This window comes from Polynucleobacter sp. MWH-UH2A, assembly GCF_018687195.1.
Lineage (GTDB): Bacteria > Pseudomonadota > Gammaproteobacteria > Burkholderiales > Burkholderiaceae > Polynucleobacter.
Genome location: NZ_CP061321.1, coordinates 494,100 through 519,184, shown reverse-complemented (window position 1 = coordinate 519,184; position 25,085 = coordinate 494,100). Strand labels below are relative to the sequence as shown.

The 25,085-nt window shown below is 46.2% G+C and carries 31 protein-coding genes; 12 read left to right on the top strand and 19 right to left on the bottom strand.

Annotated features, from left to right (window positions below):
- Window positions 1-40: 40 nt before the first annotated feature.
- Window positions 41-1,213: a DUF3300 domain-containing protein gene (locus IC571_RS02790; protein WP_215317311.1), complete on the bottom strand. Its 1,173-nt coding sequence runs from the start codon at window positions 1,211-1,213 to the stop codon at window positions 41-43.
- Window positions 1,214-1,322: 109 nt separating this feature from the next.
- Between IC571_RS02790 and IC571_RS02785 the strand changes: the two genes are divergently transcribed.
- On the top strand, window positions 1,323-1,703 hold the full coding sequence (locus IC571_RS02785; protein ID WP_215317310.1) for a Rap1a/Tai family immunity protein: 381 nt from the start codon (window positions 1,323-1,325) through the stop codon (window positions 1,701-1,703).
- 34 nt (window positions 1,704-1,737) lie between these two features.
- Window positions 1,738-2,013 carry a glycine zipper domain-containing protein gene (locus IC571_RS02780; protein ID WP_251373484.1) on the top strand — a complete coding sequence of 92 codons (276 nt, stop codon included), beginning with the start codon at window positions 1,738-1,740 and terminating at the stop codon, window positions 2,011-2,013.
- Window positions 2,014-2,126: 113 nt separating this feature from the next.
- Here the strand turns inward: IC571_RS02780 and ttdB are convergent, their stop codons facing one another.
- Genes ttdB through IC571_RS02765 form a run of 3 tightly spaced genes read right to left on the bottom strand, consistent with a single transcriptional unit; the run spans window position 2,127 to window position 4,653 of the window.
- Window positions 2,127-2,735 carry a L(+)-tartrate dehydratase subunit beta gene (gene ttdB, locus IC571_RS02775; protein ID WP_215317309.1) on the bottom strand — a complete coding sequence of 203 codons (609 nt, stop codon included), beginning with the start codon at window positions 2,733-2,735 and terminating at the stop codon, window positions 2,127-2,129.
- Complete coding sequence (gene ttdA, locus IC571_RS02770; RefSeq protein ID WP_215317308.1) at window positions 2,732-3,652, bottom strand: L(+)-tartrate dehydratase subunit alpha; 921 nt, start codon at window positions 3,650-3,652, stop codon at window positions 2,732-2,734. Before ttdA ends, ttdB begins: the two co-directional genes overlap by 4 nt.
- Window positions 3,653-3,684: 32 nt before the next feature.
- Window positions 3,685-4,653 (bottom strand): tripartite tricarboxylate transporter substrate binding protein, encoded by a 969-nt coding sequence (locus IC571_RS02765; RefSeq protein WP_215317307.1) that lies wholly within the window; start codon window positions 4,651-4,653, stop codon window positions 3,685-3,687.
- A gap of 136 nt (window positions 4,654-4,789) precedes the next feature.
- Here IC571_RS02765 and IC571_RS02760 point away from each other — a divergent pair, with 136 nt between their 5' ends.
- Window positions 4,790-5,716 (top strand): LysR family transcriptional regulator, encoded by a 927-nt coding sequence (locus tag IC571_RS02760; protein ID WP_215317306.1) that lies wholly within the window; start codon window positions 4,790-4,792, stop codon window positions 5,714-5,716.
- A gap of 12 nt (window positions 5,717-5,728) precedes the next feature.
- On the top strand, window positions 5,729-6,481 hold the full coding sequence (locus IC571_RS02755; protein WP_215317305.1) for an extracellular solute-binding protein: 753 nt from the start codon (window positions 5,729-5,731) through the stop codon (window positions 6,479-6,481).
- A gap of 7 nt (window positions 6,482-6,488) precedes the next feature.
- Here the strand turns inward: IC571_RS02755 and IC571_RS02750 are convergent, their stop codons facing one another.
- Complete coding sequence (locus IC571_RS02750) at window positions 6,489-7,175, bottom strand: nitroreductase (protein ID WP_215317304.1); 687 nt, start codon at window positions 7,173-7,175, stop codon at window positions 6,489-6,491.
- 80 nt (window positions 7,176-7,255) lie between these two features.
- Between IC571_RS02750 and IC571_RS02745 the strand changes: the two genes are divergently transcribed.
- A complete protein-coding gene (locus tag IC571_RS02745) occupies window positions 7,256-8,134 on the top strand; it encodes a CoA ester lyase (protein WP_215317303.1) in 879 nt (292 codons plus the stop codon).
- Here IC571_RS02745 and IC571_RS02740 read toward each other — a convergent pair.
- On the bottom strand, window positions 8,128-8,505 hold the full coding sequence (locus tag IC571_RS02740) for a hypothetical protein (protein ID WP_215317302.1): 378 nt from the start codon (window positions 8,503-8,505) through the stop codon (window positions 8,128-8,130). The two genes, IC571_RS02745 and IC571_RS02740, sit on opposite strands and share 7 nt — an antisense overlap.
- Window positions 8,506-8,733 (bottom strand): hypothetical protein, encoded by a 228-nt coding sequence (locus IC571_RS02735; protein ID WP_173955270.1) that lies wholly within the window; start codon window positions 8,731-8,733, stop codon window positions 8,506-8,508.
- A 199-nt stretch (window positions 8,734-8,932) separates the two neighbouring features.
- On the opposite strand from IC571_RS02735, the gene IC571_RS02730 reads away from it, so the two are divergent.
- The gene (locus tag IC571_RS02730) at window positions 8,933-9,532 is read left to right on the top strand and encodes an energy-coupling factor ABC transporter permease (RefSeq protein WP_215317301.1); all 600 of its coding nucleotides are present in this window, start codon (window positions 8,933-8,935) and stop codon (window positions 9,530-9,532) included.
- Between the two features lie 15 nt (window positions 9,533-9,547).
- Window positions 9,548-10,219, top strand: a complete 672-nt coding sequence (locus tag IC571_RS02725) for an alpha/beta hydrolase (RefSeq protein ID WP_215317300.1) — start codon at window positions 9,548-9,550, stop codon at window positions 10,217-10,219.
- 73 nt (window positions 10,220-10,292) lie between these two features.
- Here IC571_RS02725 and IC571_RS02720 read toward each other — a convergent pair whose 3' ends face one another.
- Both IC571_RS02720 and pmbA read right to left on the bottom strand, forming a co-directional pair.
- Entirely contained in the window at window positions 10,293-11,387 is a 1,095-nt protein-coding gene (locus tag IC571_RS02720) for a TRAP transporter substrate-binding protein (protein ID WP_215317789.1), read from the bottom strand.
- A gap of 77 nt (window positions 11,388-11,464) precedes the next feature.
- Window positions 11,465-12,766 carry a metalloprotease PmbA gene (gene pmbA, locus IC571_RS02715; RefSeq protein WP_371742904.1) on the bottom strand — a complete coding sequence of 434 codons (1,302 nt, stop codon included), beginning with the start codon at window positions 12,764-12,766 and terminating at the stop codon, window positions 11,465-11,467.
- Window positions 12,767-12,837: 71 nt separating this feature from the next.
- Here pmbA and mog point away from each other — a divergent pair, with 71 nt between their 5' ends.
- The gene (mog, locus tag IC571_RS02710; RefSeq protein WP_215317298.1) at window positions 12,838-13,461 is read left to right on the top strand and encodes a molybdopterin adenylyltransferase; all 624 of its coding nucleotides are present in this window, start codon (window positions 12,838-12,840) and stop codon (window positions 13,459-13,461) included.
- A gap of 24 nt (window positions 13,462-13,485) precedes the next feature.
- Here mog and orn read toward each other — a convergent pair whose 3' ends face one another.
- The gene (orn, locus tag IC571_RS02705; protein WP_215317297.1) at window positions 13,486-14,085 is read right to left on the bottom strand and encodes an oligoribonuclease; all 600 of its coding nucleotides are present in this window, start codon (window positions 14,083-14,085) and stop codon (window positions 13,486-13,488) included.
- Between the two features lie 15 nt (window positions 14,086-14,100).
- Between orn and IC571_RS02700 the strand changes: the two genes are divergently transcribed.
- Window positions 14,101-15,357, top strand: coding sequence for a M48 family metallopeptidase (locus tag IC571_RS02700; RefSeq protein ID WP_215317296.1), 1,257 nt, complete (start codon window positions 14,101-14,103; stop codon window positions 15,355-15,357).
- A 23-nt stretch (window positions 15,358-15,380) separates the two neighbouring features.
- Window positions 15,381-16,394, top strand: coding sequence for a ribosome small subunit-dependent GTPase A (gene rsgA / locus IC571_RS02695; RefSeq protein ID WP_215317295.1), 1,014 nt, complete (start codon window positions 15,381-15,383; stop codon window positions 16,392-16,394).
- Here rsgA and IC571_RS02690 read toward each other — a convergent pair.
- From IC571_RS02690 to rpsP, 6 genes are all read right to left on the bottom strand, one after another.
- A complete protein-coding gene (locus tag IC571_RS02690; protein ID WP_173955259.1) occupies window positions 16,339-17,298 on the bottom strand; it encodes a CobD/CbiB family protein in 960 nt (319 codons plus the stop codon). The two genes, rsgA and IC571_RS02690, sit on opposite strands and share 56 nt — an antisense overlap.
- Window positions 17,295-18,032 (bottom strand): CoA pyrophosphatase, encoded by a 738-nt coding sequence (locus IC571_RS02685; RefSeq protein WP_215317294.1) that lies wholly within the window; start codon window positions 18,030-18,032, stop codon window positions 17,295-17,297. The genes IC571_RS02690 and IC571_RS02685 overlap by 4 nt, the downstream gene beginning before the upstream one ends.
- A 64-nt stretch (window positions 18,033-18,096) precedes the next feature.
- Complete coding sequence (rplS, locus tag IC571_RS02680) at window positions 18,097-18,492, bottom strand: 50S ribosomal protein L19 (protein ID WP_215317293.1); 396 nt, start codon at window positions 18,490-18,492, stop codon at window positions 18,097-18,099.
- Window positions 18,493-18,602: 110 nt separating this feature from the next.
- A complete protein-coding gene (gene trmD, locus IC571_RS02675; protein ID WP_215317292.1) occupies window positions 18,603-19,349 on the bottom strand; it encodes a tRNA (guanosine(37)-N1)-methyltransferase TrmD in 747 nt (248 codons plus the stop codon).
- Window positions 19,350-19,365: 16 nt separating this feature from the next.
- Window positions 19,366-19,917, bottom strand: a complete 552-nt coding sequence (gene rimM / locus IC571_RS02670; protein ID WP_215317291.1) for a ribosome maturation factor RimM — start codon at window positions 19,915-19,917, stop codon at window positions 19,366-19,368.
- A gap of 92 nt (window positions 19,918-20,009) precedes the next feature.
- Window positions 20,010-20,255, bottom strand: coding sequence for a 30S ribosomal protein S16 (gene rpsP, locus IC571_RS02665; protein ID WP_173955254.1), 246 nt, complete (start codon window positions 20,253-20,255; stop codon window positions 20,010-20,012).
- Window positions 20,256-20,478: 223 nt separating this feature from the next.
- On the opposite strand from rpsP, the gene IC571_RS02660 reads away from it, so the two are divergent.
- Together IC571_RS02660 and IC571_RS02655 are read left to right on the top strand one after the other, a co-directional pair.
- Complete coding sequence (locus IC571_RS02660; RefSeq protein ID WP_215317290.1) at window positions 20,479-21,009, top strand: META domain-containing protein; 531 nt, start codon at window positions 20,479-20,481, stop codon at window positions 21,007-21,009.
- A 26-nt stretch (window positions 21,010-21,035) separates the two neighbouring features.
- Window positions 21,036-21,482: a hypothetical protein gene (locus tag IC571_RS02655; protein ID WP_215317289.1), complete on the top strand. Its 447-nt coding sequence runs from the start codon at window positions 21,036-21,038 to the stop codon at window positions 21,480-21,482.
- Window positions 21,483-21,520: 38 nt separating this feature from the next.
- On the opposite strand, the gene IC571_RS02650 is transcribed toward IC571_RS02655, so the two are convergent.
- The 3 genes from IC571_RS02650 to IC571_RS02640 are packed head-to-tail and all read right to left on the bottom strand — an operon-like array spanning window position 21,521 to window position 25,027.
- On the bottom strand, window positions 21,521-23,308 hold the full coding sequence (locus IC571_RS02650; protein ID WP_215317288.1) for an acyl-CoA dehydrogenase: 1,788 nt from the start codon (window positions 23,306-23,308) through the stop codon (window positions 21,521-21,523).
- Between the two features lie 33 nt (window positions 23,309-23,341).
- On the bottom strand, window positions 23,342-24,277 hold the full coding sequence (locus IC571_RS02645; RefSeq protein ID WP_215317287.1) for an electron transfer flavoprotein subunit alpha/FixB family protein: 936 nt from the start codon (window positions 24,275-24,277) through the stop codon (window positions 23,342-23,344).
- Complete coding sequence (locus IC571_RS02640; protein WP_215317286.1) at window positions 24,278-25,027, bottom strand: electron transfer flavoprotein subunit beta/FixA family protein; 750 nt, start codon at window positions 25,025-25,027, stop codon at window positions 24,278-24,280.
- Window positions 25,028-25,085: the final 58 nt, after the last annotated feature.

The following is a 25,085-nucleotide window of genomic DNA, read 5'->3' as shown; positions in this document are numbered from 1 at the left end:
GGTGAAGGTTTTCAATAGCAGCTTAGGTATTTGGGTTGCTTTATCTTCTAAAGCCACCCATACGCTCACCACCCATGCGTTCCTCGCCCATTCTTTCTGGCGCACGCTCAGATGAGCGCTCCGGCTCACGCGTATTTTCACGAGGCGCCTCCCTTTCATTGCGATTACTACCAGATCGCTCAGACTCTCTGCTTGGCGAACGATTTTCTCCACCACGACCAGACTCGCCACTTAAACCATTTTTGTTGAGATTCTGGCGTAATTGTTCGCGCTCTTGATCACGGGCCTGGTTCGATCCTTGACCGCTTAACTTGCCATACTTATTCTGCAAAGCAGAATTAGAGTAAGGCACATTGCCACGATGCTGTGGATTAAATTGCCACTTATCGCCAGAGGCAAATGAACCTGAACGGAAATTTGAATTAGCAGTAGTGCGATTGAAGTTATTAAATGTGTTGTTGTTCACGGTGATGGAACCACTGCCGCCCCATCCGCCACCCCAATGCATACCACCGAACAGCGCTGCACCCGCCAACATGCCCACGCCAAACGATAACAATGCTGTACCTGCAACATAGCCAGGCGGGTAGTAAGGTGGTGGTGGTGGATAAGCAGGATATGGCCAAGGTCCATACACTACAGAGGGGTTATAAGTTGGCACATAAACCACTTGAGGGTTGGCCGGTTGAATCACAATGGTTGAACCTGAAGTGCTTACCGTTTGTTGTGGTGTGGAGCTCAGATTACCTGCTTGCTTTGCCTTGGCTCGCATTGCTTGAATAGCGGTCATCACATCAGACTGCTGCGCTAGAACAGCATCACCCAACTTTTGAGTCCAATTCAGATCCGCACCCATCATTTGCAAGGCCTGTGGAAAACTCACTAATGACTTGACACTCGGATCCCATGATTGTGATTGCAATGCGTTATCTAAGGCGGGTCCCGTTAATCGAGAATTTTGCTTTTGCCATGTAGCCGCCTCACCAACCTCTAGAGGATAAGTTGAAGCCATCAATATTTGCGAGACCAAAGAGTCTGGATACAAAGCAATTGGCGCCACTAAAGCGCTGAGTTGCTGCTGAGAAAGTGGTGCGTTACTCTGACTGCTAGCAGGTTGCGCAAACACATAAGTGGGCGACATTGGCGCCATTACCGCAATCGAAAGCAATGAGGCTAACAAACGCGGGGCGAACTGTTTTCTTGGTAGTTTCATACTATCCCTAATAGATGGAATGACAGGCAATAAATAAAGTACAGGCTTTGATGCGTGAATTAACCCTACTCGTGATAAGATTTTAACCACACTTTACTGAGGAAATTTCATGAAAAAACGCTCACTTACCCTAGCAGCAATTTCAGCCGTTTCTGCTACTTTATTCACTTTCAATGCAAACGCCGATCAAAAGATCCCCGTATTAAGCGCCCAGGAACTAGTGAACTATTGCAAATTGCCGGCTAGCCCAGATTCCCGTAGCTACTGCATTGGCTATACAACTGCAATTTATGACACTTACTTAGCCACCCGTCATCCACAGCGTGCAAAGAATACGATTTGTGTAAAGCAACCAGCACCTAAGCGTGATGAAGTGATTGCTGACTATGTTCAGTTCATTTCACAAACAGCTCCAATGTTGGCTAATGATCCTGCTGCCGGCACATTCATCAGCTTCTTGTCTATGCGCTTCCCTTGCGCCAAGAAGTAATTCAGACCACTAAATATTTTCACGGACTACGATTATGAAAAAAATTATTGCAATCACAGCCGCTACCATCGCAATTGCCGGCTGTTCTAACATGAGCAATACAGAACAACGCACACTCTCAGGCGCCTCCATTGGCGCAGTTGCAGGTGGTGTTGGCGCAGCAATTTTCCACGGCAATCCAATTTGGGGTGCTGTTGGTGGTGCTGCAGTTGGCGCAGCTTCTGGCTATGCTTATGACGCCTACAAAAAGAATCAGGCTTCTGAATACAACGCTGGCTACAAGGCCGGCAAGAGCTCTAACGGCAACTAAGCAAGCCTAGTTTGCTCTTAGTTTGCTTATAGTTTCTACTAGTTAATAGCATTAAAAAGCCAACCTTTAATGGTTGGCTTTTTTGTTTCTGGAGTAATACTTTTGGTCTGAGCTTATTTAATGAAACGAATCTTTTCATTAATCTTGCTGAGAATCGGACCTTTTTTAGCATTGAAGACTTTTTTGTTTTCTTCAATCAAGTTCTTGCCTTTGGTATCAATTGAAATAATCAAAGGACCAAACTCTTTGACTCGGTTTACCCATAATGTTTCAGGCATACCTAAGTCTTTCCACTGAGCATCCTCGATCTTTTCCACTTTAGTAGCAGCAAGTACGGCACAACCCCCTGGGAAAATCGCGTGCACAGCTTTGTTCTCTGCGCAGCCTTCTTGAGTCTCGATACCCATACCACCTTTACCGACGATCAGCTTCACACCAGTTTGCTTGATAAATTCTTTTTCAAACTTTTCCATACGCATGGAAGTGGTTGGTCCAATAGAAACCATCTCGTATTCGCCATCTTCTTTTTGACGCACGATCGGCCCCGCATGAAAAATAGCTCCACCCTTGAGATCCACGGGCAGCTCACGACCCAATTCAATGAGGCGACGGTGCGCAACATCACGGCATGTCACTAATGTGCCTGTGAGATAGACCACATCACCAATATTGAGAGCCTCTAAATCTTCGTCCTTAATAGGCGTTTGTAGAATTTTCTTCACAGTTTGAATCCTTCATGAGAAATGACTTCATAAGACATATCGGCATTAATCTTGATCTTGCCGCGGCGATGTGCCCAGCAACCAGTAGATACCGCTACACCAATGGTTGATGGATGGCGAGCAGAAGATTCAATATTCACACCCATCACGCTGTTCGCACCAGTCAAACCTTGCGGCCCAAGACCCAATTCATTCAAGCCTTCAGTGAGGAGCTCTTCCATCATGGCGGCATTCTCATTGGGATGACTTGAAGTTACTGGACGTAGGATTGCTTTCTTTGAAAGACGTGCCGCAGTTTCAGCTGAAGTAGAAACACCTACACCCACCAATAATGGAGGGCAAGCATTTACGCCGCGCGAAGTAATCACATCAAATACGAACTCAGCAACACCTTCATAGCCCTGACCTGGCATTAATACTTTTGCGGCACCAGGCAATGTGCAACCACCACCAGCCATGTATACGTCCACGATGCAGTAATCTGCGCCAGGAATAATTTCCCAATCGAGCCAAGGAATTTTTGAACCAGTATTAGTGCCGGTATTCTTTTCATCAAAGGTCTCTACGGCGTTATGGCGCAATGGACCCTCTTTAGTGGCGCCCTTGGTGGCGTTAAGCAATATATCTTCTAACTCACCCAAGAGTGGAAAGTTTGAGCCTGCTTGTAAGAAGTACTGAATCACACCAGTATCTTGGCAGCTAGGGCGATCAAGCTTATCTGCTAGCTCTTGGTTCTCGCGCATAGATTCAAATACCTCTTTAGCCAAGAAATTGACTTCCTTGCTGCGTAAATCCCCTAATTTTGTAGTTACATCCGTTGGCAATCGCTTACCAATATAGGATGTGAACTTGGACAGTACCTGAGTAATATCAGCTACTGCCGCTTCTTTATCAACCACTGAAGTTTGTTTATTCACGTGTTACTCCTTTTTTCCAAATACCGTACACACTACTCAATACTGAGTTTCGCAGCTTTTGCTAAACCATTGAACTTGACTGTTTCATCTGCAATCTGTTTCGCCATTTGTGCTTGGGTGTTGCCCACCGGCTCAGCACCGATATCAAACATCTGTTTCTGAAATTCCGCAGACTTAATAATCTTGACGATTTCAGTATTGAGTCTAGCAGTGATATCTTTTGGTGTTGCCGCCGGAGCCAGCAAACCAAACCAAGTGCCGATATCCATATTCACGCCAGATTCTTTCATGGTTGGCACAGATGGCAAAGTTGATGAACGTTTTGCAGTAGTCACTGCCAATGGTCGCAATTTCTTTTCACGAATGAATGGCAATACAGGGGTAATGGTGTCAAATGACATTGTTACCTGGCCGCCCAATAAATCCGTGGCTAATGGGGCCGATCCCTTATAAGGTACATGCAAGATTTGGGTATCGGTCAACATCTGAAACTGCGTACCAATCATATGCTGTGCTGTGCCGTTACCGTTTGAACCATACGATAAAGAATCTGGTTTTGCTTTGGCTGCAGCAATCACATCTTTAACTGTTTTATAGGGGGAGGTTTCTGCTACAACCATCACATTTGGCACTAAGGCTACAGTGGTGATGGGCGCAAAATCCTTTTCAAAACTATAAGGCAAGGTCTTATAAACCGCCGGTGCAATCGTGTGATGTACCGCACCCATAAACAAGGTATAGCCATCGGGCGATGCCTTAGCTACTAAACCAGCACCAAGGGTTGCACCTGCACCCGGCTTGTTATCAACGATGACTGATTGCCCTAATGCTGGCCCCAATTTATTAGCAACTGCTCTTGCTAAAACATCAGTGGTTCCCCCTGGAGGAAATGGCACAACAATAGTGATTGTTTTGTTTGGATAAGACTGCGCTACAGCAGATCCGAGTAAGCCACAAAATATGAGACCTAACAGACCGTTTTGAATTGCCTTTTTAAACACTTTGCCTCCTCCGCTGGTGGTTTCCAGTTTTTATTTATCCTGCGAGTGGACTAACTATAGAATTGAGATCTACTCAAATATCATGTATAAAGTTAAAGTATCGTTAACTTATATTTAATAATCTAATGACCTCACCATGGGCTTAAGCACCGCTAAAGGCATTAATCCTGCAGATTTAGGCTTCTTCTCTGCATTAGCCTCCTCTGGCAGCCTAGGGGCAGCCGCTAGAGAGCTTGGCATTACGACTGCGGCCGTTAGCAAGCGCCTTGCCCTAATCGAGGAGCGCTTAGGTCTTAGCTTGGTTAATAGAACCACCCGACGCATGAGCCTAACGCCAGAGGGTGAAGTGTATTTAGAGCATGCACGCAAGATCCTAGGTGAAATTGATGCCATGGAATCCGTTCTCTGGGGTTCAACAGAAACACCCAAGGGATTATTAAGAGTCAATGCCACCCTTGGTTTTGGCAGAACGCAAATTGCGCCACTCATTTCTGAGTTTGTTAAGAAATATCCGCAGGTAGATATTCAACTGCAGCTATCGGTGAGCCCACCCCCTATCACTGATGACTTATATGATGTGTGCTTTCGTTTTGGTCATCCACCAGACTCACGCATCATTGCAAAATTGATTGCACCCAATCGCAGAATATTGGTTGCCTCACCCAACTACCTTAAGCAATTTGGCGAGCCAAAGACGCCGAATGATTTAATAAAACACAATTGCATTGGTATTCGGCAAGGCGATGAAGCCTATGGTTTGTGGCGCTTTGCGAACAATAAAACGCGCACCAAAAATGAATCCACTGAAGATATCAAAATCAGAGGAAATCTCACTACTAACGATGGTGAGATCGCAGTGAACTGGGCCCTAGATCATCAAGGCATCCTCTTAAGAGCTGAGTGGGATGTAGCCAGGTACCTTAAAAGTGGTCGCCTCGTACATATCCTGACAAGTTATCACACCCCCGATGCAGATATCTATGCCGTTTTCGCCCAAAGACATAAAACCTCCGCCAGAGTGAATGCTTTAATTGATTTTGTTAGTAGCGCACTAAAGCGTTAAATAGGAGACATAATGAAACATCTATTTACATTTTTTCTTGCCCTTCTTTTGTCAACACCTGTTATGGCACAACTTGAAGTCATCATTTCAGGGGGCTTTCAAGGCCCCTATAAGCAAATGCTTCCCGAATTTGAGAAAACTACTGGCATCAAAGTAGTTACCAAATCAGGCGCGCCCCAAGGATCTGGACCAAAAACCATTAAAGCCCAATTGGCGGCAGGCGTTACTGCAGACATCGTTATTCTGTCGCGTGAAGGACTTACCGAACTAGTAGAGCAAAAAAGAATTCTTCCTGGTTCTGATGTGGACTTAGCGCAAGCCCCACTCGGTCTTGCTATCCCCTCCGGAAATCTAAGACCCGATATCTCTACAGTCAAAAGCTTTACGAACACCTTAATACAAGCAAAGAAGATTGTTGTACCAGGAAGCACTAGCGGAATTTATTTAGTTCAAGATGTATTCCCTCGCCTTGGTATTGTGAACAAGATCTCCGTTCAGGTAACGGAGCGTGGGTCTGAGGCCACTGCAATGCTGGCGGCTAAAAATGCGAATGTTGCAGTTCAACCTAGTAGCGAGTTAGTCAATATCCCTGGAGTAGATTATGTTGGCCCCATCCCAGAAAGCCTGCAACTAATACAAACTTTCACAGCGGCGATCGTTGCCGGATCTCGACATGAATCAGAGGCCAAGAAATTAATTGATTACTTAAGCTCCAAGAATGCCGCAGAACCGATTAAAAACAGCGGAATGAATCTGGTACGCTGAAAATAAACTAGACCCAGGTAGTAAATTCTTCTGCGGCAACGCGTGGGGTGCGGAAGGTATTCACAATATCGGACTTATCTGCATATCCAAGCGCCATTCCGCAAACTAACATCTCGTTTTCTTTAGCACCAATCATTGGCAGAATAATTTTGGCGTAGGTATTCCAAGCGGCTTGAGGACATGTATCTAGGCCTTCTCCTTTTGCCGCAATCATGAAGTTCTGTAAGAACATTCCGTAGTCGAGCATTGAACCTCTACCGAGCTCTTTATCAATCGTAAAGAAGATGCCTACTGGCGCGCCAAAGAACTGAAAGTTTTTACGGTGCTGCGCATGCATCTTGTCTTTATCGCCCTTAGTAATATCAAGAAGACCATACAAACCCCAACCGTTTTCACGACGGCGGTCGATGTATGGGCTAAACCATTTGCTGGGGTAGTAGTCATAAGCCTCTTGAAACTCTTTCGCTAGCTCTGGGTTGATGGCGATATCGTCATAAGCTTTGCAAACTTGATCACATAGAGCTTTTAGTTTTTGCCCTTCCAGCACATATGCCTTCCATGGCTGAGTATTGGTACCCGATGGTGCACGAGCTGAAAGGTTGAGCAATTTCAAAATTTGCTCATGTGAGACTGGCTGCTGCGTAAATGCTCGCACTGACATGCGCTGATCGATTGCCTCGGCTACAGAATTCATTTTTTCCTCTCTTTTTTGAAAGCAGCGATTCGGATATGGTATTTTGATTCTTTACCAATACGTCATTCCCTATTTTTAACATGATTAATGTTCATAGACCCCGCCGCTCAGTCCTATACATGCCAGGGGCAAACATCCGAGCCCTAGAAAAAGCCAAAACATTGGCTGCAGACTCCCTCATTCTCGACCTAGAAGACGCCGTTGCTCCAGACGCCAAAGTTGCTACAAGAGCCAACATTCTTGCCGCACTTGAAACAGGCTTTGGTTATCGTGAAGCGGTTGTCAGGATCAATGGTCTGAGTACGCCGTGGGGAATGGAAGATCTCAAGGCATTTGCCAACTCAAAAGCAGATGCGATTGTTTTGCCCAAAGTGGAGTCAGCAACTCAAATCCAAGAGGTGGCGGCGTTATTAGAAAAAGCTGGTGCCAGACCTGACCTAACGATTTGGGCCATGATAGAAACGCCAATGGCGATATTTAAGCTATCAGAAATTGCGAGTGCACACCCTAAACTAGAAGCCCTTGTTTTAGGTACCTCTGATCTCGTAAAAGATTTACATGCAAGGCATACTCCCTCCCGAGTAGAGACACAAACCGCCCTCTCTCTTTCTGTATTGGCAGCTAGAGCACATGGCCTGTGTGTATTGGATGGCGTTCATCTCTCTTTAGATGATGAAGAAGGTTTACGACTATCTTGCATACAAGGTAGAGATATGGGCTTTGATGGCAAAACCTTAATCCACCCAAAACAAATAGAACTTGCAAACGCTTTTTTTGGCCCATCCAGTCAAGAGATTGCGGAAGCAAAAGAACGTATTGCTACTTACGATGCCGCCATCCAGACTGGTGCTGGCATTGCAGTACTCAACGGAAAGTTAATTGAAGAGCTGCACATTCAGGATGCTAAACGCATCCTGGCTTTAGCCAAAGCCATCGAGTCATTTACATCTCATCAATGATCTAGATCGAGACTCTGTATCAAGCTTGCAAGCTTTACCAGGGGCTCGAATGCGTGCGTACAGCTATTCTCCACATCGAGATTTTCCCAATTAAATTCTAGGGAAAAATGAGCTGATTCAATAATCAATTCATAACTAGATGAAGCTTTATTGCTAGGGTCAGCTGACATCTCCTCGCTCACGGGTACCGTGATAGATTCAATTGCCTCGATCAAGCGTCCTGTCTCAGAATCCGTTAACTCCCTGCTATGCAATACATCATCCGTGCGCTTCACAGATAGCTTAGATGCTCCATCAATAGTAATCTCGTATTGATTTAATCCGAGATCAAACCAAACAGTTAATTCAATCGCGATAGGATAGGTTTTCATTCAGTCGACCTCGTCAGCGTGGGGTTCATCGAAATGTTCTTTATGAGGCTTTAATTTAGCGGCCAACTGCGTCCATTTACTTTGTTGGGTTCGGTAAGCACAATCTTCCGCGTGATTTTCGAGCAAACCAAAAATGATTGTTGTCGGAATCTTGCAATGTGCACATCGATAAGCGTGCTGATGCTCCTCGATTTTTTCCTGCGGGTAATCAATATAGAAAGGCTTCATTCCAAACCTCCAACATAATGGGTCGCTTCAGAGCATATTACACCCCTATCTTGGCTATAAACCAGCCCACGCCTAGTGAAAGTGCGGATGGGATTTATCCCCCATTTGATTAGACTGACTCGATCTCTTTATCCCTTTATATATAAGACCAAATATGATCTGGGTAGGCTTGGCAGTAATTATTTTTCTCGGGGCACTCTTGAAGAGCCCGCCATTGATCTTTTCTAAGCCGCCGCTCTCGCTTCTTGCGCTGGCAACCATTCTCTTTTTGGCCATAGCCTGGAATGTTTCACCCACCTTACCTGGCCAGGCTCCCGGCAAATTCTATGGATTGATCTTCCACTTTTATGGAGCATCGCTATTAACAGCGATGTTTGGTCCAGCTATCGCACTCACCATTCTGTTTCCCGTTGCCTTTTTGGGCATATTTGTATTCCAGGGAGGGCTCATTGAAGCTGCGCAACACTACCTACTGGTTTGCGTGCTCCCCACCTTTTTTGCCTACCTAATGATTCAGGCTATTCAAAAATACATCCCCAAACATTTATTTGTTCTGATCTTAGGAAATGGATATGTTGCTGCTTTCATGAGCGTCATCCTATCGGGAACCGTCCTGCTGATTCTCAAAATGCTATTTACTGATGCTGGAACGCACATCGATCTTGAAGGATGGATACTGGGTCTGATTATTATTGCCTTCATGGAAGGCTCTTTATCCGGAATGCTATTGGCAATTTTCTTGATCTATAGACCGAATTGGGTATCGACCTACAATGAATCAGCCTATATGAATCGTTAATCACCTATTAAGACCATGCTCCCTTGTATCGAAATTGAAACCGCCCCCAACCCGAGTGCCGCCGTCATTTGGCTACACGGCCTTGGCGCTGATGGCAATGATTTTGTGCCCATCATTCCGGAACTACAACTAACAGGCTGTCCAGGAATTCGCTTTGTTTTTCCGAGCGCGCCAAGCATGCCGGTCACCGTCAACGGCGGTTATGTTATGCCAGCCTGGTACGACATCATCGGCAGAAATCTCATGGATCGCGAAGATGCGGATGGCATTTTGCGATCAGCAGCCGCCATTACAGAACTGATTAAACGCGAGCACAGCAGAGGCATCGCCTATGACAATATTGTCTTGGCAGGCTTTTCTCAAGGCTGTGCGATGGCGCTACATATTGGCTTGCGCTTCCCACACAAGCTGGCAGGCATTATTGCTTTATCAGGTTATTTACCGCTGGCAATGACGCTACATCTTGAAAAGCATGCTGCCAACTCTAAAACGCCCATCTTTATGGCCCATGGTGAATATGATCAGGTAGTCATTCCTGAACGCGCTCAAGCATCTTGTGCCATTCTGGAAAAATTAGGCTATCAAGTCGACTGGAACGAATACCCGATGGAGCACTCAGTCAATCGTGAAGAATTGATGGATATTTCTCGTTTCTTACAACAAGTATTAACTAAACCCTCCAACTGATTAATCAAAAAATAAAGGGCTCGATGAGCCCTTTTAATTGAAGCATCCGCCTGATTATGCGGCTGTGGTCAGCTTATAGCTTTTTATTAAAGCTAAATTGCGCAAATGCCTGCTCTGCAACATTAAACCACTGCGCTTCCATATTTCTGAATGCGCGATAGTCATCAAAAATCTTTTTGAATTGTGGATTTTTTGCAGACTCTTCAGCGTATGTTTCTTGGCTTGCCTTGAAGCACGCTTCCATGATCGAAGTGTTGAACTTACGTAACACGGCCCCATTCTGCAAAAGACGCTGTAAAGCTGGTGGATTCAGCGCATCGTATTTGGCGCACATATCGGTATGTGCCTCATAGCAAGCTGCTTCCCACGCTGCTTGATAAGACGGCGGCAATGAATCCCACTGCTTCTTATTCACCAAGAACGAAAGTCCTGCAGCACCCTCCCAGAAAGCTGGGTAATAGTAATTTTTAGCGACCTTTGCTAAGCCCAATTTCTCATCATCGTATGGGCCTACAAACTCAGCAGCATCAATGGCGCCCTTTTCAAGAGCAGAATAAATTTCGCCTGCAGGCAACTGTTGTGGCACAACACCCAACTTTGATAGCACTTGACCAGCAAAGCCAGCAATACGGAATTTCAAACCCTTTAAATCCTCTGGTGACTTAATTTCCTTACGGAACCAGCCACCCATCTGCGTACCGGTTTGGCCACCGAGGAAATTCACGATGTTGTAGCTGGCGTATAACTCACGCATCAGCTTCATGCCATTGCCGTGCAACATCCAAGCGGATTGTTGGCGTGCAGTTAATCCAAACGGCGCAGCAGTATCAAAAATAAATGCACTGTTCTTTCCAAGATAGTAGTAACTCGCTGTATGTCCACATTCAACGGTACCGTTTTGTACGGCATCAAGTACCTGTAGCGCAGGAACCACTTCTCCTGCAGCGAATACTTTGACATTGAACTTACCGTCAGTAGCCTTACGCAAAGCGTTAGCAAATACCTCAGGCGTTCCATATAAAGTGTCGAGTGACTTTGGAAAACTAGAAACCAAACGCCAGTTCAAGGTTGGCAGACTCTGCGCAATTGCTGGGGCTCCTAAGGCAGTTACACCGGCCGCAACACCAGCGCCTACAGTTGCCTTCTTTAAAAATGAACGTCTTTGCATCTTCATCTCCCTTCCATGTATTGGAGTAATTGAGTTTTATTGATTATTGTTAATTGTTCTTGATTCTATAACTTTGCTTATTTCCCGCCAACCGTCATGGAGCCGATCAGAATTGAGCCCGTCTCCTTGGTTCCCCGAATCAGCGAGTCACTGCCAATGGACACAATATCCATCAGCATATCGCGCAAATTGCCAGCAATCGTTACCTCTTCGACTGGATACTGTATCTCGCCATTCTCAACCCAATACCCAAACGCGCCACGCGAATAATCTCCAGTCACATAGTTCACGCCCTGGCCCATTAGCTCGGTTACCAATAAGCCAGTACCCATTTCTTTTAATAGCGCAGGCAATCCACCCTTCGGTGTTTTTTTACTTTGCAAGCGTAAGTGATGTGAGCCGCCTGCATTACCAGTTGTTTTCATACCCAACTTACGCGCCGAGTAAGTAGATAAGAAATAGCCTTGCAAAACACCTTTGTCTACAACGGTACGTGCAGTCGTTTTGACGCCCTCTTCATCAAAAGGAGCGCTACCTATCATAGACTTTAAATGGGGGTCTTCAAAAAGGCTGATATGTTTTGGCAATACTTGTTTACCTAAGCTATCAAGTAAGAAACTAGAGCGACGATATAAAGCGCCACCCGAAACTGCTTGAACCAAGCCGCCCAATAAGCCCGCAGCCAAAGGTGCCTCAAAGATTACCGGGCAACGGCGCGTAGTTAATGATCTGGCCTTCAAGCGCGATAGCGCTCTTTGTGCCGCGTAACGCCCAATAGATGCTGGATCTGCTAATTCACTGGGTATACGGGAGCTGGAATACCAATCATCTCTTTGCATCTGAGATTTTTTCCCGCCTACACTCGCAATCGGCGCACAAGAAATGTAGTGGCGCGAGAATGGATAGCCGCCCATAAATCCTTGAGAGGTCGCCATCATGAAATGCGCATGATGAGCTGACACCGAAGCACCATCACTATTTTGAATTTGCTTACTCACCGCAAAAGCAGCACCCTCTGCAGATCGTGCAATTTCTACTGCATGAGCAGCATCGATATTCCAAGGGTGAAACAAATCTAAATCCAGGGGCTTTTTTTCAAGCAACTTTGTTTCGGCTGGGCCTGCACAATCATCTTCGGCTGTATGCTGAGCAATGTGATACGCAGCTTCTACAGTTGCCTTTAAGGAGGCTTTAGAAAAATCACTCGTGCTGGCGTTTCCTCGGCGATGCCCCAAAAATACTGTGACCCCCACTTGCTTATCGAGACTTTGTTCTATGGTCTCAACTTCGCCCTTGCGCACAGTTACTGAAAGGCCTTGACCCTCAGAAACTTCAGCGACGGCATCAGAGGCGCCCTTTCTTTTGGCCTCTTTGAGCATGAAATCGACAATTTCCTGAAACTGGTGCGATGAATATGTAAACATGCCTCAATAATAGCTAGAATAGAAACATGAAGCATACCGAAGCCCTCAAACGCAAGTCACCAAACGAGGTCAAAATTGGCCTGATCTCCATTTCGGATCGAGCAAGTAAAGGCGTTTACCAAGACGAGGGTATTCCGGCCCTGCAGACTTGGCTAATGAAGGCGGTAAGCAATCCCTGCACCTTCCACGAACGTCTTATTGCCGACGAGTCTGAAGTGATCACGGAAGCCATTGTTGAGCTTGTTGATGACTTTGGGTGCGATCTGGTCTTAACTACCGGCGGCACTGGCCCCTCAAGGCGCGATGTGACCCCTGAGGCAACACTTGAAGCAGGCACCCGTGAAATGCCTGGCTTTGGTGAGCAAATGCGCCAAATTAGCCTCAAATTTGTTCCGACTGCCATCCTGTCTCGCCAGACCGCAGTGCTGCGTGAGATCGAAGGACATGCCGCTCTCGTCATTAACTTACCCGGTCAGCCTAAAGCGATTGCAGAAACCTTGGAAGGTCTTAAGGATGAAAACGGCAAATCAATCGTGCCAGGAATTTTTGCTGCAGTTCCTTACTGCATCGACCTGATTGGTGGGCCCTATATTGAAACTAACGAGGCCATCATCAAAGCCTTTAGACCCAAGAGCGCGATTAAAAAATAAGTGCTCTGGGGTTTGCTTCTTACCTTATTGTGGTGGTAGCGGCACAATAAATTTATCGCGATAGTATTTCAGCTCTTCGATCGATTCTTCAATATCTGCCAATGCAGTATGAGCCTGCTTTTTAGTGAAGCCCTTCACTAACTCCGGATGCCAGCGCTTACATAATTCTTTTAATGTCGATACGTCGACATTACGATAGTGAAAGTACGCTTCCAGCTTTGGCATGTACTTGGCCATAAAGCGACGATCTTGACCAATCGTGTTGCCACACATCGGCGCAATTCCCGATTTAATATATTTCTTTAAGAAGGCAATGCACTCTGCCTCAACTGCGGCCTCATCCTGCGTAGAAGCTTTTACTTTATCAATCAACCCTGAGCGGCCGTGGGTGCCTTTATTCCAAGCATCCATGGCATCCAATACGGCGTCCTCTTGATGCACCACCCAAACTGGTGCGGTGGCGATGGTATTCAGGTGCGCATCCGTCACGATGATGGCGATCTCTAAAATACGCTCAGTTTCTGGGTTTAAACCTGACATCTCCATGTCCACCCAAATCAAGTGCTCACTGGCTGGCGCGGGCTTAGGAGTGCTATTGGCTGCTGTGTTGGTTTGTTCGCTCATATCTATAATGATCTCATGACATTTACTATTGCTTTCTTAATCGCTTTCATTGCTAGCTTTGGCTTACGCCACTGGCTATCTCAACGCCAAATTCGCCATGTGGCACAGCATCGGGATGCAGTGCCAGCAGATTTCGCTGAAAAAATTAGCCTAGCCGATCACCAAAAAGCCGCTGACTACACGATCGCTAAATTACGCCTCGGTATTTTAGAAAACGGAGTTAGCGCCATCATTTTAATTGCCTTCACCCTCTTGGGCGGCCTTGAGATTTTGAATGTGGCTTTATTGAGCTACCTCGGAGCAGGAATTACCCAGCAAATTGCTTTATTAGCCTCAATCGCAGTGATCTCAGGCCTCATCGACTTGCCATTTTCTTGGTACAAACAATTTTATTTAGAAGAACGCTTTGGCTTTAATCGCATGAGCAAAAAATTATTTTTTGTTGATTTGATAAAAGGCCTCGCTGTTGGTGCAGCTATCGGACTGCCTTTACTTTGGATCATTCTCTCGCTGATGGCGAAAGCAGGTGATCTCTGGTGGTTATGGGCTTGGGGTGTATTGACTGCATTTAGCCTTCTCATGCAGTGGATCTTTCCAAGCTTTATCGCACCACTATTTAATAAATTTCAGGCTTTAGAAGACGGCCCACTCAAAACGCAAATTGAGGCTCTTCTCGCTCGCTGCGACTTTGCTAGCCAAGGCTTATTTGTGATGGATGGCAGTAAGCGTAGTGCGCATGGCAACGCATTTTTTGCGGGCATGGGCAAAGCTAAGCGTATTGTATTTTTCGATACCCTGATTGAGAAACTCAATCCTGGAGAAGTAGAAGCAGTTCTCGCTCACGAATTAGGTCACTTCAAACGCAAGCATATTCGCAAACGCTTACTCATTTCCTTTGCACTCAGTTTCGCGATGTTTGCCCTGTTGGGCTGGATTAGTACTCAGGTTTGGTTCTATACCGATCTTGGCGTGATGCCGAATTTGAATGGTTATAACGGTGGCTTAGCTTTAGCCCTATTTATGTTGGTATCGCCTGTGTTCAGCTTCTTCTTTACACCTTTAGGTAGCTTAGCCTCACGCAAGCACGAGTATGAAGCAGATGACTTCGCAGCAGAAAAATCATCTGCAAATGACTTAGTCTCTGCCCTAGTTAAGCTTTATCAAGACAACGCTTCTACCCTGACACCCGATCCGATCTATACCGCTTTTTATAGCTCGCATCCGCCAGCACCATTGCGCATTGCGAATTTGCAGCGCTTTAGCCAATCTTAGTAAGTCTTAATTATTATTTACACATGGATCAATTTCACGCGCTACTTACTGCCTCCTATGGGAGACATTATTTAGCGCAGCGCTTGGTGAGTGATGCCACAGGCAATGAATCTCCAAGTGGTCCACTGATTCAGGTCAGCACACCCGCAAAGCAACATATCGGCGCGGTAGGGGATCGAATGTTGCTTGAAATGACCTCTGCAGATCAAGCACGGATTATTGAAATCGAGCCACGCCAAAATATTTTGTATCGCTCAGATGCCTTCAAAAGCAAAATCATCGCTTCCAATGTTGATCAAATCTTAGTGGTGCTGGCAACCCAACCTGCTTTCTCTCCCGACCTATTGGGTAGAGCAGTTGTCGCAGCTGAAGCCAATCAGATTGACCTCCATATTCTGCTCAATAAGTGCGACCTTAAAGATCAATTAGAAAATGCCCGCAAGATCATTGCACCTTATGCACGTATGGGCTACCCAGTCAGCGAAGTATCCGCAAAATTTGATCCCGCTTCGATTGACGCTCTCCGTCCGATATTACAAGGAAAAGTATCCGTGTTTGTTGGGCAATCTGGCATGGGGAAATCCAGCCTTCTCAATGCTTGGGTACCTAACGCGGCCGCGTTGACACAAGAATATTCAGTTCGCCTAGATACTGGAAAACACACTACCACTGCTTGTCGCTATTTTGAATTACCAGAATCCTGGGGAAGAGGCGCCAACGGTAAATTAGGCGCTCTTATCGACTCACCAGGATTTCAGGAATTTGGTCTGGCTCATATGTCAGTGAGCGAGTTGCAGCATGCTTTTAGGGAATTTAAAGACCTGCTGGGTAAATGCCGCTTTCATAATTGCGCTCATCAATCAGAGCCTGACTGCGCCGTACGTGATGCAGTAGACCGAAATGAAATAGCGCCAGAAAGACTGGCGCTATTTAGACAACTACGATCGGACTCAAAGACTGCCGATATACAAATTCAGGGAATTAGCCAAGCCAAAGAGCGATGGTCAGCATTAGCAACAAAGCCATCCAAGCGATAACTAGGCGCCACACTAATCCCACTGCTGAGCGCATCGTTCTTTCCGTAGGCTCTAGACCTACTTCATACACCAAAGGCTCACCAGCCTCAGCCATACGCAAAGCTTCATCACTATCTGGCTCACTCAATGGCTCACCTAAACGCACTCCAAGTGCACCACTACCTGCGGCTAAGATTACTGCTGATAAAGAATCAGACCACTTCTGTGTGAGATAGCGCCATGCATACACAGCGCCCTCGAAATTGCCCACGATAGCAAAACCCATTGCAGTAATACGCGATGGAATCCAATCAATGACATAGAAGAAATGGCGCGCAGATTCGCTGAGGTTGTAATCACCACGCTCAGACCAGCGCTGTGCGGCAATGTCGGCCAAGCGATATAACACAACGCCTGCTGGACCCATTGGCATCATGAACCAGAACAACACACCAAACACATGATGATGGGAACCAATGATGGCGCGCTCAAGCGCTAATGAAATCACTTCAGTTTCAGTGAGATCAGAAGTGTCGAGTTCGGGACCATACCATTCACCTAAAGCAGCGCGCGCTGCTGGTAAGTCATGTGCTTCAATCGCCTCATGCACCAAGGTAAAGGAATGGCTAAATTGACGAAAGCCAAAAAATAAATAGGCGATCGCAACGTTCCACAAAAACCCAAGGATTGGATATGTCACCATACAAACGACATACACAATGAATACTAAAAAGGTGGGCAGTATGAAAGCAACTAAACATGCCATGCGCGCGCCAACTGGACTAGCACCTTCTTCAGTTTTGCCACCGAATTCTTTCGCTACCCAATCCAACCAGCGTGTGCTCATACGCACAATCCAGTGCTGAGAAGTCACTGGGCGATATTGCTCAGCAATCAGGGCGAAGAGAATAGAAAAGAAAGTCATACTTTTAATAAATGATATAGGTTACGTAACATTCCCGCAGTAGCACCCCAAATAAAGCGGTTCTCATAAGGCATTGAATAAAAACGGCGTCCACCCTGCTCGCTTTCCCATAGTCTAACTTGATGGTTGGCAGGATCCAACAAAAACCGTAGCGGAACTTCAAATACATCCGCCACTTCAAACGCATCTAAGACGTATTCTGCCTGAGGCTGCACCAATCCGACTACTGGTGTAACGCTATAGCCAGATACCGTCAAATACTCTGGTAATTGGCCAATAATCTCAACGCGCCTAGGATCTAATCCAATCTCCTCATGACTCTCTCTTAAAGCGGTGTCATTCGGACTTTGATCTTCCGGGTCCATACGACCGCCAGGAAAACTAATTTGCCCAGCATGATCACGCAAGTGATTTGTTCTTTGCGTCAACAAAACAGATAAGCCGTCCTCTTTCAATAACAAAGGAATTAATACTGCTGCACGAGTCACCTTACCAGCAGCCTGACGACGTGCAATGATATCGGCAGCAATGACATGGCGATTCTCATCGGTAATTTCAGGTTCCCACTGTGGGGGCGACTGTAATCTTGCTTTTAAAGCATGCGGCTCCAAAAGTGCTGGCGCAACTTTCATTTGATCGGCACAAACCTGATGAATCGGAATCGCCTGCGCATCAAAACCTGGAGGCGCAGCAACATTGATTGCGTCTACTTCAGGAGTGGATGTTTTTGACATGACTCTATTCTAAGGCAACAAAAAAGGCGACCGAGGCCGCCTTTTATGAGCTTCGAAGCAGCAATTACTCAGCGGCTGGAGCAGCCTCTGGCTTGTTACGAGCTTGGAGCTTCTCTTTAATACGTGCAGACTTACCAGAGCGATCGCGCAAGTAGTACAACTTCGCACGACGCACATCACCGCGACGTTTTACTTCAACGCTAGCGATCAATGGTGAGTATGTTTGGAATGTACGCTCAACGCCTTCACCAGAAGAAATCTTACGCACGATAAAGCTTGAATTGAGTCCGCGATTACGCTTTGCAATCACAACGCCTTCAAAGGCCTGGGTACGCTTACGTGTACCTTCAACAACGTTTACGCTAACAACTACTGTATCGCCAGGCGCAAAGCTTGGCAGAGTTTTATTAGCACTTAAGCGAGCAATTTCTTCTTGCTCAATTTTTGCGATCAAATTCATTATTAATCCTTAAACATCTTGTTAACGTTTTTTCCCGCAATCGAAATTGACGGACTTAACAGAGGATGCAGTTAAAACTATTTCACTAAACCAAAAACAAAACTACTTATTCACAAAGTGCGAAGAAATTGTTCATCTTCTCGGGTTAGCAACCCATTGGCTCTGGCAGATTCAATTAAATCTGGCCTTAGCCTTAACGTCAGCTCTAAAGACTTCTGCCGACGCCAATCCGCTATTTTAGCGTGATGTCCGCCTAAAAGCACGTCTGGTACCGATAAATTTTCATAAATCTCGGGTCTGGTGTAGTGCGGATAGTCCAAAAGGCCGTTCATAAAGCTATCCTGGACCGCTGATTCGCCATCCCCAAGGGCGCCAGGGATTAGGCGGATGACAGCATCCATGATGGCCATTGCTGGAATTTCACCCCCAGAAAGCACAAAATCGCCTATTGAGAGCTGTAAATCCACATTTCGGTCGATAAATCGCTGGTCTACAGCCTCATATCGACCACAAATAAAGCTTAAATTGCCGTAATTGAGGATATCTGTCGCTATCTTCTGAGAAAACCTCTCACCCTGGGGTGCCAAAAGACAAATTGGGCCACTTTTTACACCTTCAGCAGCATGAGCCGCCCGAATTCCAGCAACCGTATCTTCCAAGGGTTTGACCATCATGACCATGCCTGGACCACCACCATAAGCGCGATCATCCACAGTCTTACGAGTATCCGAACAAAAATCCCTTGGATTCCATAAATGCACGCTTGCCAAAGATTGTTCACATGCGCGCCCAGTAACCCCCCACTGCGTTAGTGCGGAGAACATTTCTGGAAAGAGGGTCACTACATCAAAGCGCATATTGAGTTCTGCAGAGTTATTGCCAATCTAACTGCCAATCAAGCGTGATTACCTTGTTAGGTAAGTCTACGCTTTGCACTACCTCTTTTACAAAAGGCACGAGATACCGAACTTCTTTCTTAGCAAGATCACCAATGGCGATAACACCATGGGCGCCATTTTCAGTCACATCAAGTACATCACCAAGAGATTCTTTTTGCAAATTCATTGCATGACAGCCAATGAGGTCAACCCAGTAGTAATCATCTTTTTCTGTTTTTGGAAATGCATCACGTGCAAGCAAAATACGCGCGCCTTTTAAAGCTAAAGCCTGATCACGATCATTCACCCCATCTAATGCCATCACCACATTGCCGCTATGCATCTTGGCAACATTTACTTTGTATTCGGTTAAGGTGGCATTAACCCCAGAATCGCTATGCGAGATCAATGAGAGCCAAACAGTTTTTGAAGAAAGGAGAGCTACGGGATCTGCTGAGTGAGGTCTAACCTTCACTTGCCCTCGTAAACCTTGCGCCTCAGAGATAGCGCCAAGTTCTATTAAATCATTTAGGGAAGGTGTACTCATTTGAAAGCCACCTGCGTTCCTAAAATAAAACTACGAATCCAATGCATCACTAAAAACTTCACCAGGATGATGAAGTTTTTAGTAAAGAAATATTAAGCAGCAGGATTGTTTTTGATTAAACGAACTACTGTTGGAGAAACTTGTGCACCAACGCCAGTCCAGTAAGTCAAACGATCTTGAGCGATGCGCATTGCTTGCTCAGATTCTGCAGCGTTTGGATTGAAATAACCAATACGCTCGATAAAGTTCGAGTCACGACGGTTGCGCTTATCAGTAGCAACGATGCTGTAAAAAGGGCGCTTCTTAGAGCCACCACGTGCCAGTCGAATGACGACCATACTTATTCCTTAAAATCTAATAATGAAAACTGGTTGATTACAACCCAATGAAATTTATTCAAAAATCTTGGGCTTCAGCTCACCAACAAATGTACGGTGATGCGGAAAACCTCATATTCTAGACGAAAACCCCTACTTCTTCCACCTATTTAAGCGCCCACAAGATTAGAATAGAAGCAAAATTAGATTAAATTTCTGATATAAAACAATAACTTACATAAATATGCCCAAGAAAACACCTTATTCGCACCCCACTATTCCAGCCCCCAGAAGGCTATTTCTGGCTTTTTTCCTCTTCGGAATTGGGTTGATGGTGGGCTGCGCCAATGTGATTCCGCCTTGTGGCGCCAAAATCAGCCCTCCCAGCAGTGAACTACGCAACACCCGCTGGGAGCTCACTCGCTGGAATCTACCCCCAAATAGCAAAGGTGAGGTGCGAGCCCGTCAAATACCCCAAGGAGAAGCAAGCAATCCCATTCAAATCGCTTTTGATGCAAATGGGCAACGTGTCAGCGGATCCACCGGGTGCAATCGATTTACAGCGGAGCTTGATGAGGATTCACGTGGATTTAGCTTGAGCAAAATTGCCAGCACTAAGATGGCTTGCGCTCCTCAACGCATGGAATTAGAGAATGATTTTCTGTATCAACTCAACGACTATCGCAGCATCATTCGTAATGGCGACCAATTGCTCATGATTGGCAATGATCGCGAAGTCTTAAGTTTTACGCAACGCCAGTCCACCAATAAATAATCGAAACGATTGAAGAGCAAATTCCTATGAAAAAATCCAAACTTATTTTTTGCGCGCTCGGATTATTTTTTCCTGGCAGCGGCTTTAATTGTTTTTATTTGCTCGGTATTAAATCATTTTGGGGCTGGTCACAATTGCTGGCAACCTTTGGCGGAATCATTGGCTGGAGCTTGCTGAAGGATGCGCACTTTCATTCTGCTCCAGGCTGGGTACTACTCACCTTTGGATTCATTGCCTTAGAAGCTAGCTGGCTAACTACCATCACTTTTGGTTTGCGTCCTGATGAAAAGTGGGATGCGCAATTTAACCCCGGCATTGCTGAGCATGAACGTAGTCAGTCTGGATGGCTAGTGGTCTTGACGGTTATATTTTCGCTTGTGTTTGGCGCTGGCATCATGATGACGTTCTTAGCCATCGCATTTGAGCAATTCTTTATTTCTCAAATCTATGAAGCAAAAAAGCTATCCCAATAATTGCGGATAGCTTTTGCATTGCTTGCTAAATTTTCAGATTAGAACTGCTCTACCTCTAAAGCGTTAGCAGAATATCCACCTTCAACAATAGATGTTGCCAAGCCCTGAGCTTGAGGCAATAAGTTCTCCATAAAGAAACGAGCAGTAGCGATCTTAGTGTTGTAGAAAGCGGGGTCGCTATCACGCAAACACTCTGCAGCAAGCAAGCCACGAGCCATTTGCCAGCCACCCAAAACCAAGCCCGCTAAACGCAAATAAGCACAGCTTCCTGCATATACGGCTTTGGTATTGGTTTTTGCATTCGCCAGGATGTAAGCAACCGCCTCGTCAAATGCAGCTCGACCAGCCGCTAACTGCTTCTGTGCCGCTTTCGCATCTGCGCTACCACTAGCAACCAACTCTTTTTCAGTTTCAGCAATTTTTTCAGAGAATGCCTTGGCAGTAGTACCACCATCGCGCACAGTCTTACGCCCAATCAAATCATTTGCCTGAATCGCAGTCGTGCCTTCGTAAATTGTCAAGATGCGCGCATCACGATAGTGTTGTGCAGCACCAGTCTCCTCAATAAAGCCCATCCCTCCATGCACCTGAACACCCAAGCTTGCGACCTCAATCGACATCTCGGTTGAGAAACCCTTCACAATCGGCACCAAGAATTCATACAAGGCTTGATTTGACTTGCGTGCCGCTTCATCAGGCGCAGCATGTTGCGCATCATAAGCAGCTGCGGCGTAATACGCTAATGCGCGAGCTGCTTCAGTATAGGCACGCATCGTCATCAACATCCGCTTCACATCAGGCTGATGAATAATCGCCACTGGGCCAGCTGATCCTGCTAAATCACGGCTTTGTACGCGATCTTTAGCGTATTGCACCGCCTTTTGATAAGCGCGTTCAGCCACCGCAATACCCTGCATACCGACAGCAAAACGGGCAGCGTTCATCATGACAAACATGTATTCCAGACCACGATTCTCTTCACCAACTAGATAACCAATGGCGCCGCCATGATCACCAAATTGCAATACTGCTGTAGGGCTGGCTTTAATACCTAACTTATGCTCAATCGAAACGCAATGCACATCATTGCGCTCGCCCAATGATCCGTCTGCATTGACTAAAAACTTGGGAACCACAAATAACGAAATCCCCTTCACACCTTCAGGAGCATCTGGCGTTCTCGCCAAGACCAAGTGAACAATATTCTTGGCCATATCGTGCTCACCATAGGTGATAAAGATCTTAGTGCCAAAAATCTTAAAAGTGCCATCCCCTTCAGGAACGGCACGCGCACGCACCATCGATAAATCCGAACCCGCTTGTGGCTCTGTCAAGCACATAGAGCCAGTCCACTCGCCCGAGATCATATTAGGAACATAACGTTCTTGAAGCTCAGGGCTAGCCGCGGTCAACAAAGCTTCAATCGCACCATCAGTCAACATGGGACACAAGGCAAACGATAAGCTAGCTGAATGGACCATTTCAAAGCAAGCTGTTGCAATCAGTTTTGGCAAGCCTTGACCGCCAAATTCGGCAGGGTGCACTACACCCTGCCAACCTGCTGCAGCGAACTGCTCAAATGCATTCTTAAAACCAGGAGTAGTAGTGACTACGCCATCCTTCAAAGAACTTGGGTTTTGATCACCCGGCCAATTAAGGGGCGCAACAACATCTTGATTAAATTTCGCAGACTCTTCCAAAATCGCTGGGGCTAAATCAACATCCGCACCCGCTTCAGCATAGGATGGGTAAGCCACAACTTCAGATAGCCCCGCCAATTCGTTCATCACAAACAACATATCTTTTACAGGGGCTACATATGGCATTACAACTCCTATCGATTCAAATCAGTTACGAAATTACGAAAGCGCCTTTGTCAGTTCGGGCACGGCAGTAAAGAGATCAGCCACCAGACCATAATCTGCAACACCAAAGATTGGTGCCTCTGGATCTTTATTGATGGCAACAATCACTTTGGAGTCTTTCATGCCCGCTAAGTGCTGAATAGCGCCAGAGATGCCAACGGCGACATATAACTGAGGCGCAACAATCTTGCCAGTCTGACCCACCTGGTAGTCATTAGGCACATAGCCAGCATCCACCGCTGCACGTGATGCTCCTAATGCAGCACCTAACTTATCAGCCAAAGGCACAATGAGCTCTTGATACTTTTCACCAGAACCCAAGCCGCGACCACCAGACACAATGATCTTGGCAGCAGTCAACTCAGGGCGATCAGATTTAGTGAGTTCGCGACCTACAAAAGAAGACTGGGCAGCTGAATCAGCAGCAGCAGCCTTTTCTACAGCAGCCGATCCGCCACTAGCAGCCACAGGATCAAAGCCAGTGGTACGCACCGTAATCACTTTGATTGGGTCTGCGCTTTGCACAGTCGCAATCGCGTTACCCGCATAGATTGGACGCTCAAACGTGTCTGGTGAAACTACCTTAGTAATGTCAGATAACTGTGCAACATCCAACTTCGCCGCAACGCGTGGCAAGACATTCTTACCATTAGCAGTTGCGGGAGCAAGGATATGACTATAGCCGTTGGCAATAGAGAGAATCTGCGCAGCTAAAGGCTCAGCCAATTGATCGGCTAGATTGGCGGCATCCATTTGAATCACCTTACGTACGCCAGCAATTTGCGCTGCAGCTTGTGCAACAGCATCAGATTGGTTGCCGGCAACCAAAATATCCACCTCAGGGGAGCATTGCAGTGCGGCCGCTACAGCATTTAGGGTCGCAGCCTTTAAAGATTGGTTGTCGTGTTCAGCAATAACGAGTGCGGCCATTTAAATCACCTTCGCTTCATTTTTGAGTTTGTCTACAAGAGCTGCCACAGCGGCAACCATGACACCAGCGCTACGCTTAGGTGGCTCTTCTACTTTGAGGGTTTTCAGGCGCGGAGCAATATCGACACCCAAGCTCTCTGGGGTAATCGTATCGATAGTCTTTTTCTTGGCCTTCATGATGTTCGGTAAGGTCACATAACGTGGCTCATTTAAGCGTAAGTCGGTCGTAACCACTGCTGGCAATGACAAGGCAATCGTTTCTAGACCGCCATCAACTTCACGAGTCACTGTCGCTTTACCATCAGCAACAACCACTTTGGAAGCAAAAGTCGCTTGTGGAATATCCATGAGGCTTGCCAACATTTGACCAGTTTGATTGCTATCGTCATCAATTGCTTGTTTGCCAAGAATGATGATTTGAGCCTGCTCTTTTTCAGAGAGCGCTTTGAGAATCTTTGCCACTGCTAAAGGCTGTAACTCTGCATCCGTTTCCACCAAAATAGCGCGATCAGCACCAATGGCCAAAGCAGTACGGAGGGTTTCTTGACACTGCGTAACGCCTGCAGATACCACGACAACCTCAGTTGCCACACCCGCCTCTTTGAGACGTACCGCCTCTTCAACCGCAATTTCGTCAAAAGGGTTCATACTCATTTTGACGTTGGCAATATCAACACCTGAGTTATCGGACTTCACACGTACCTTGACGTTGTAATCCACTACACGCTTTACAGCTACTAAGATTTTCATCTGAATTCACAATCCTTAATGACTACTAACTAAACCAAACAGAATATTTACTTAAAAA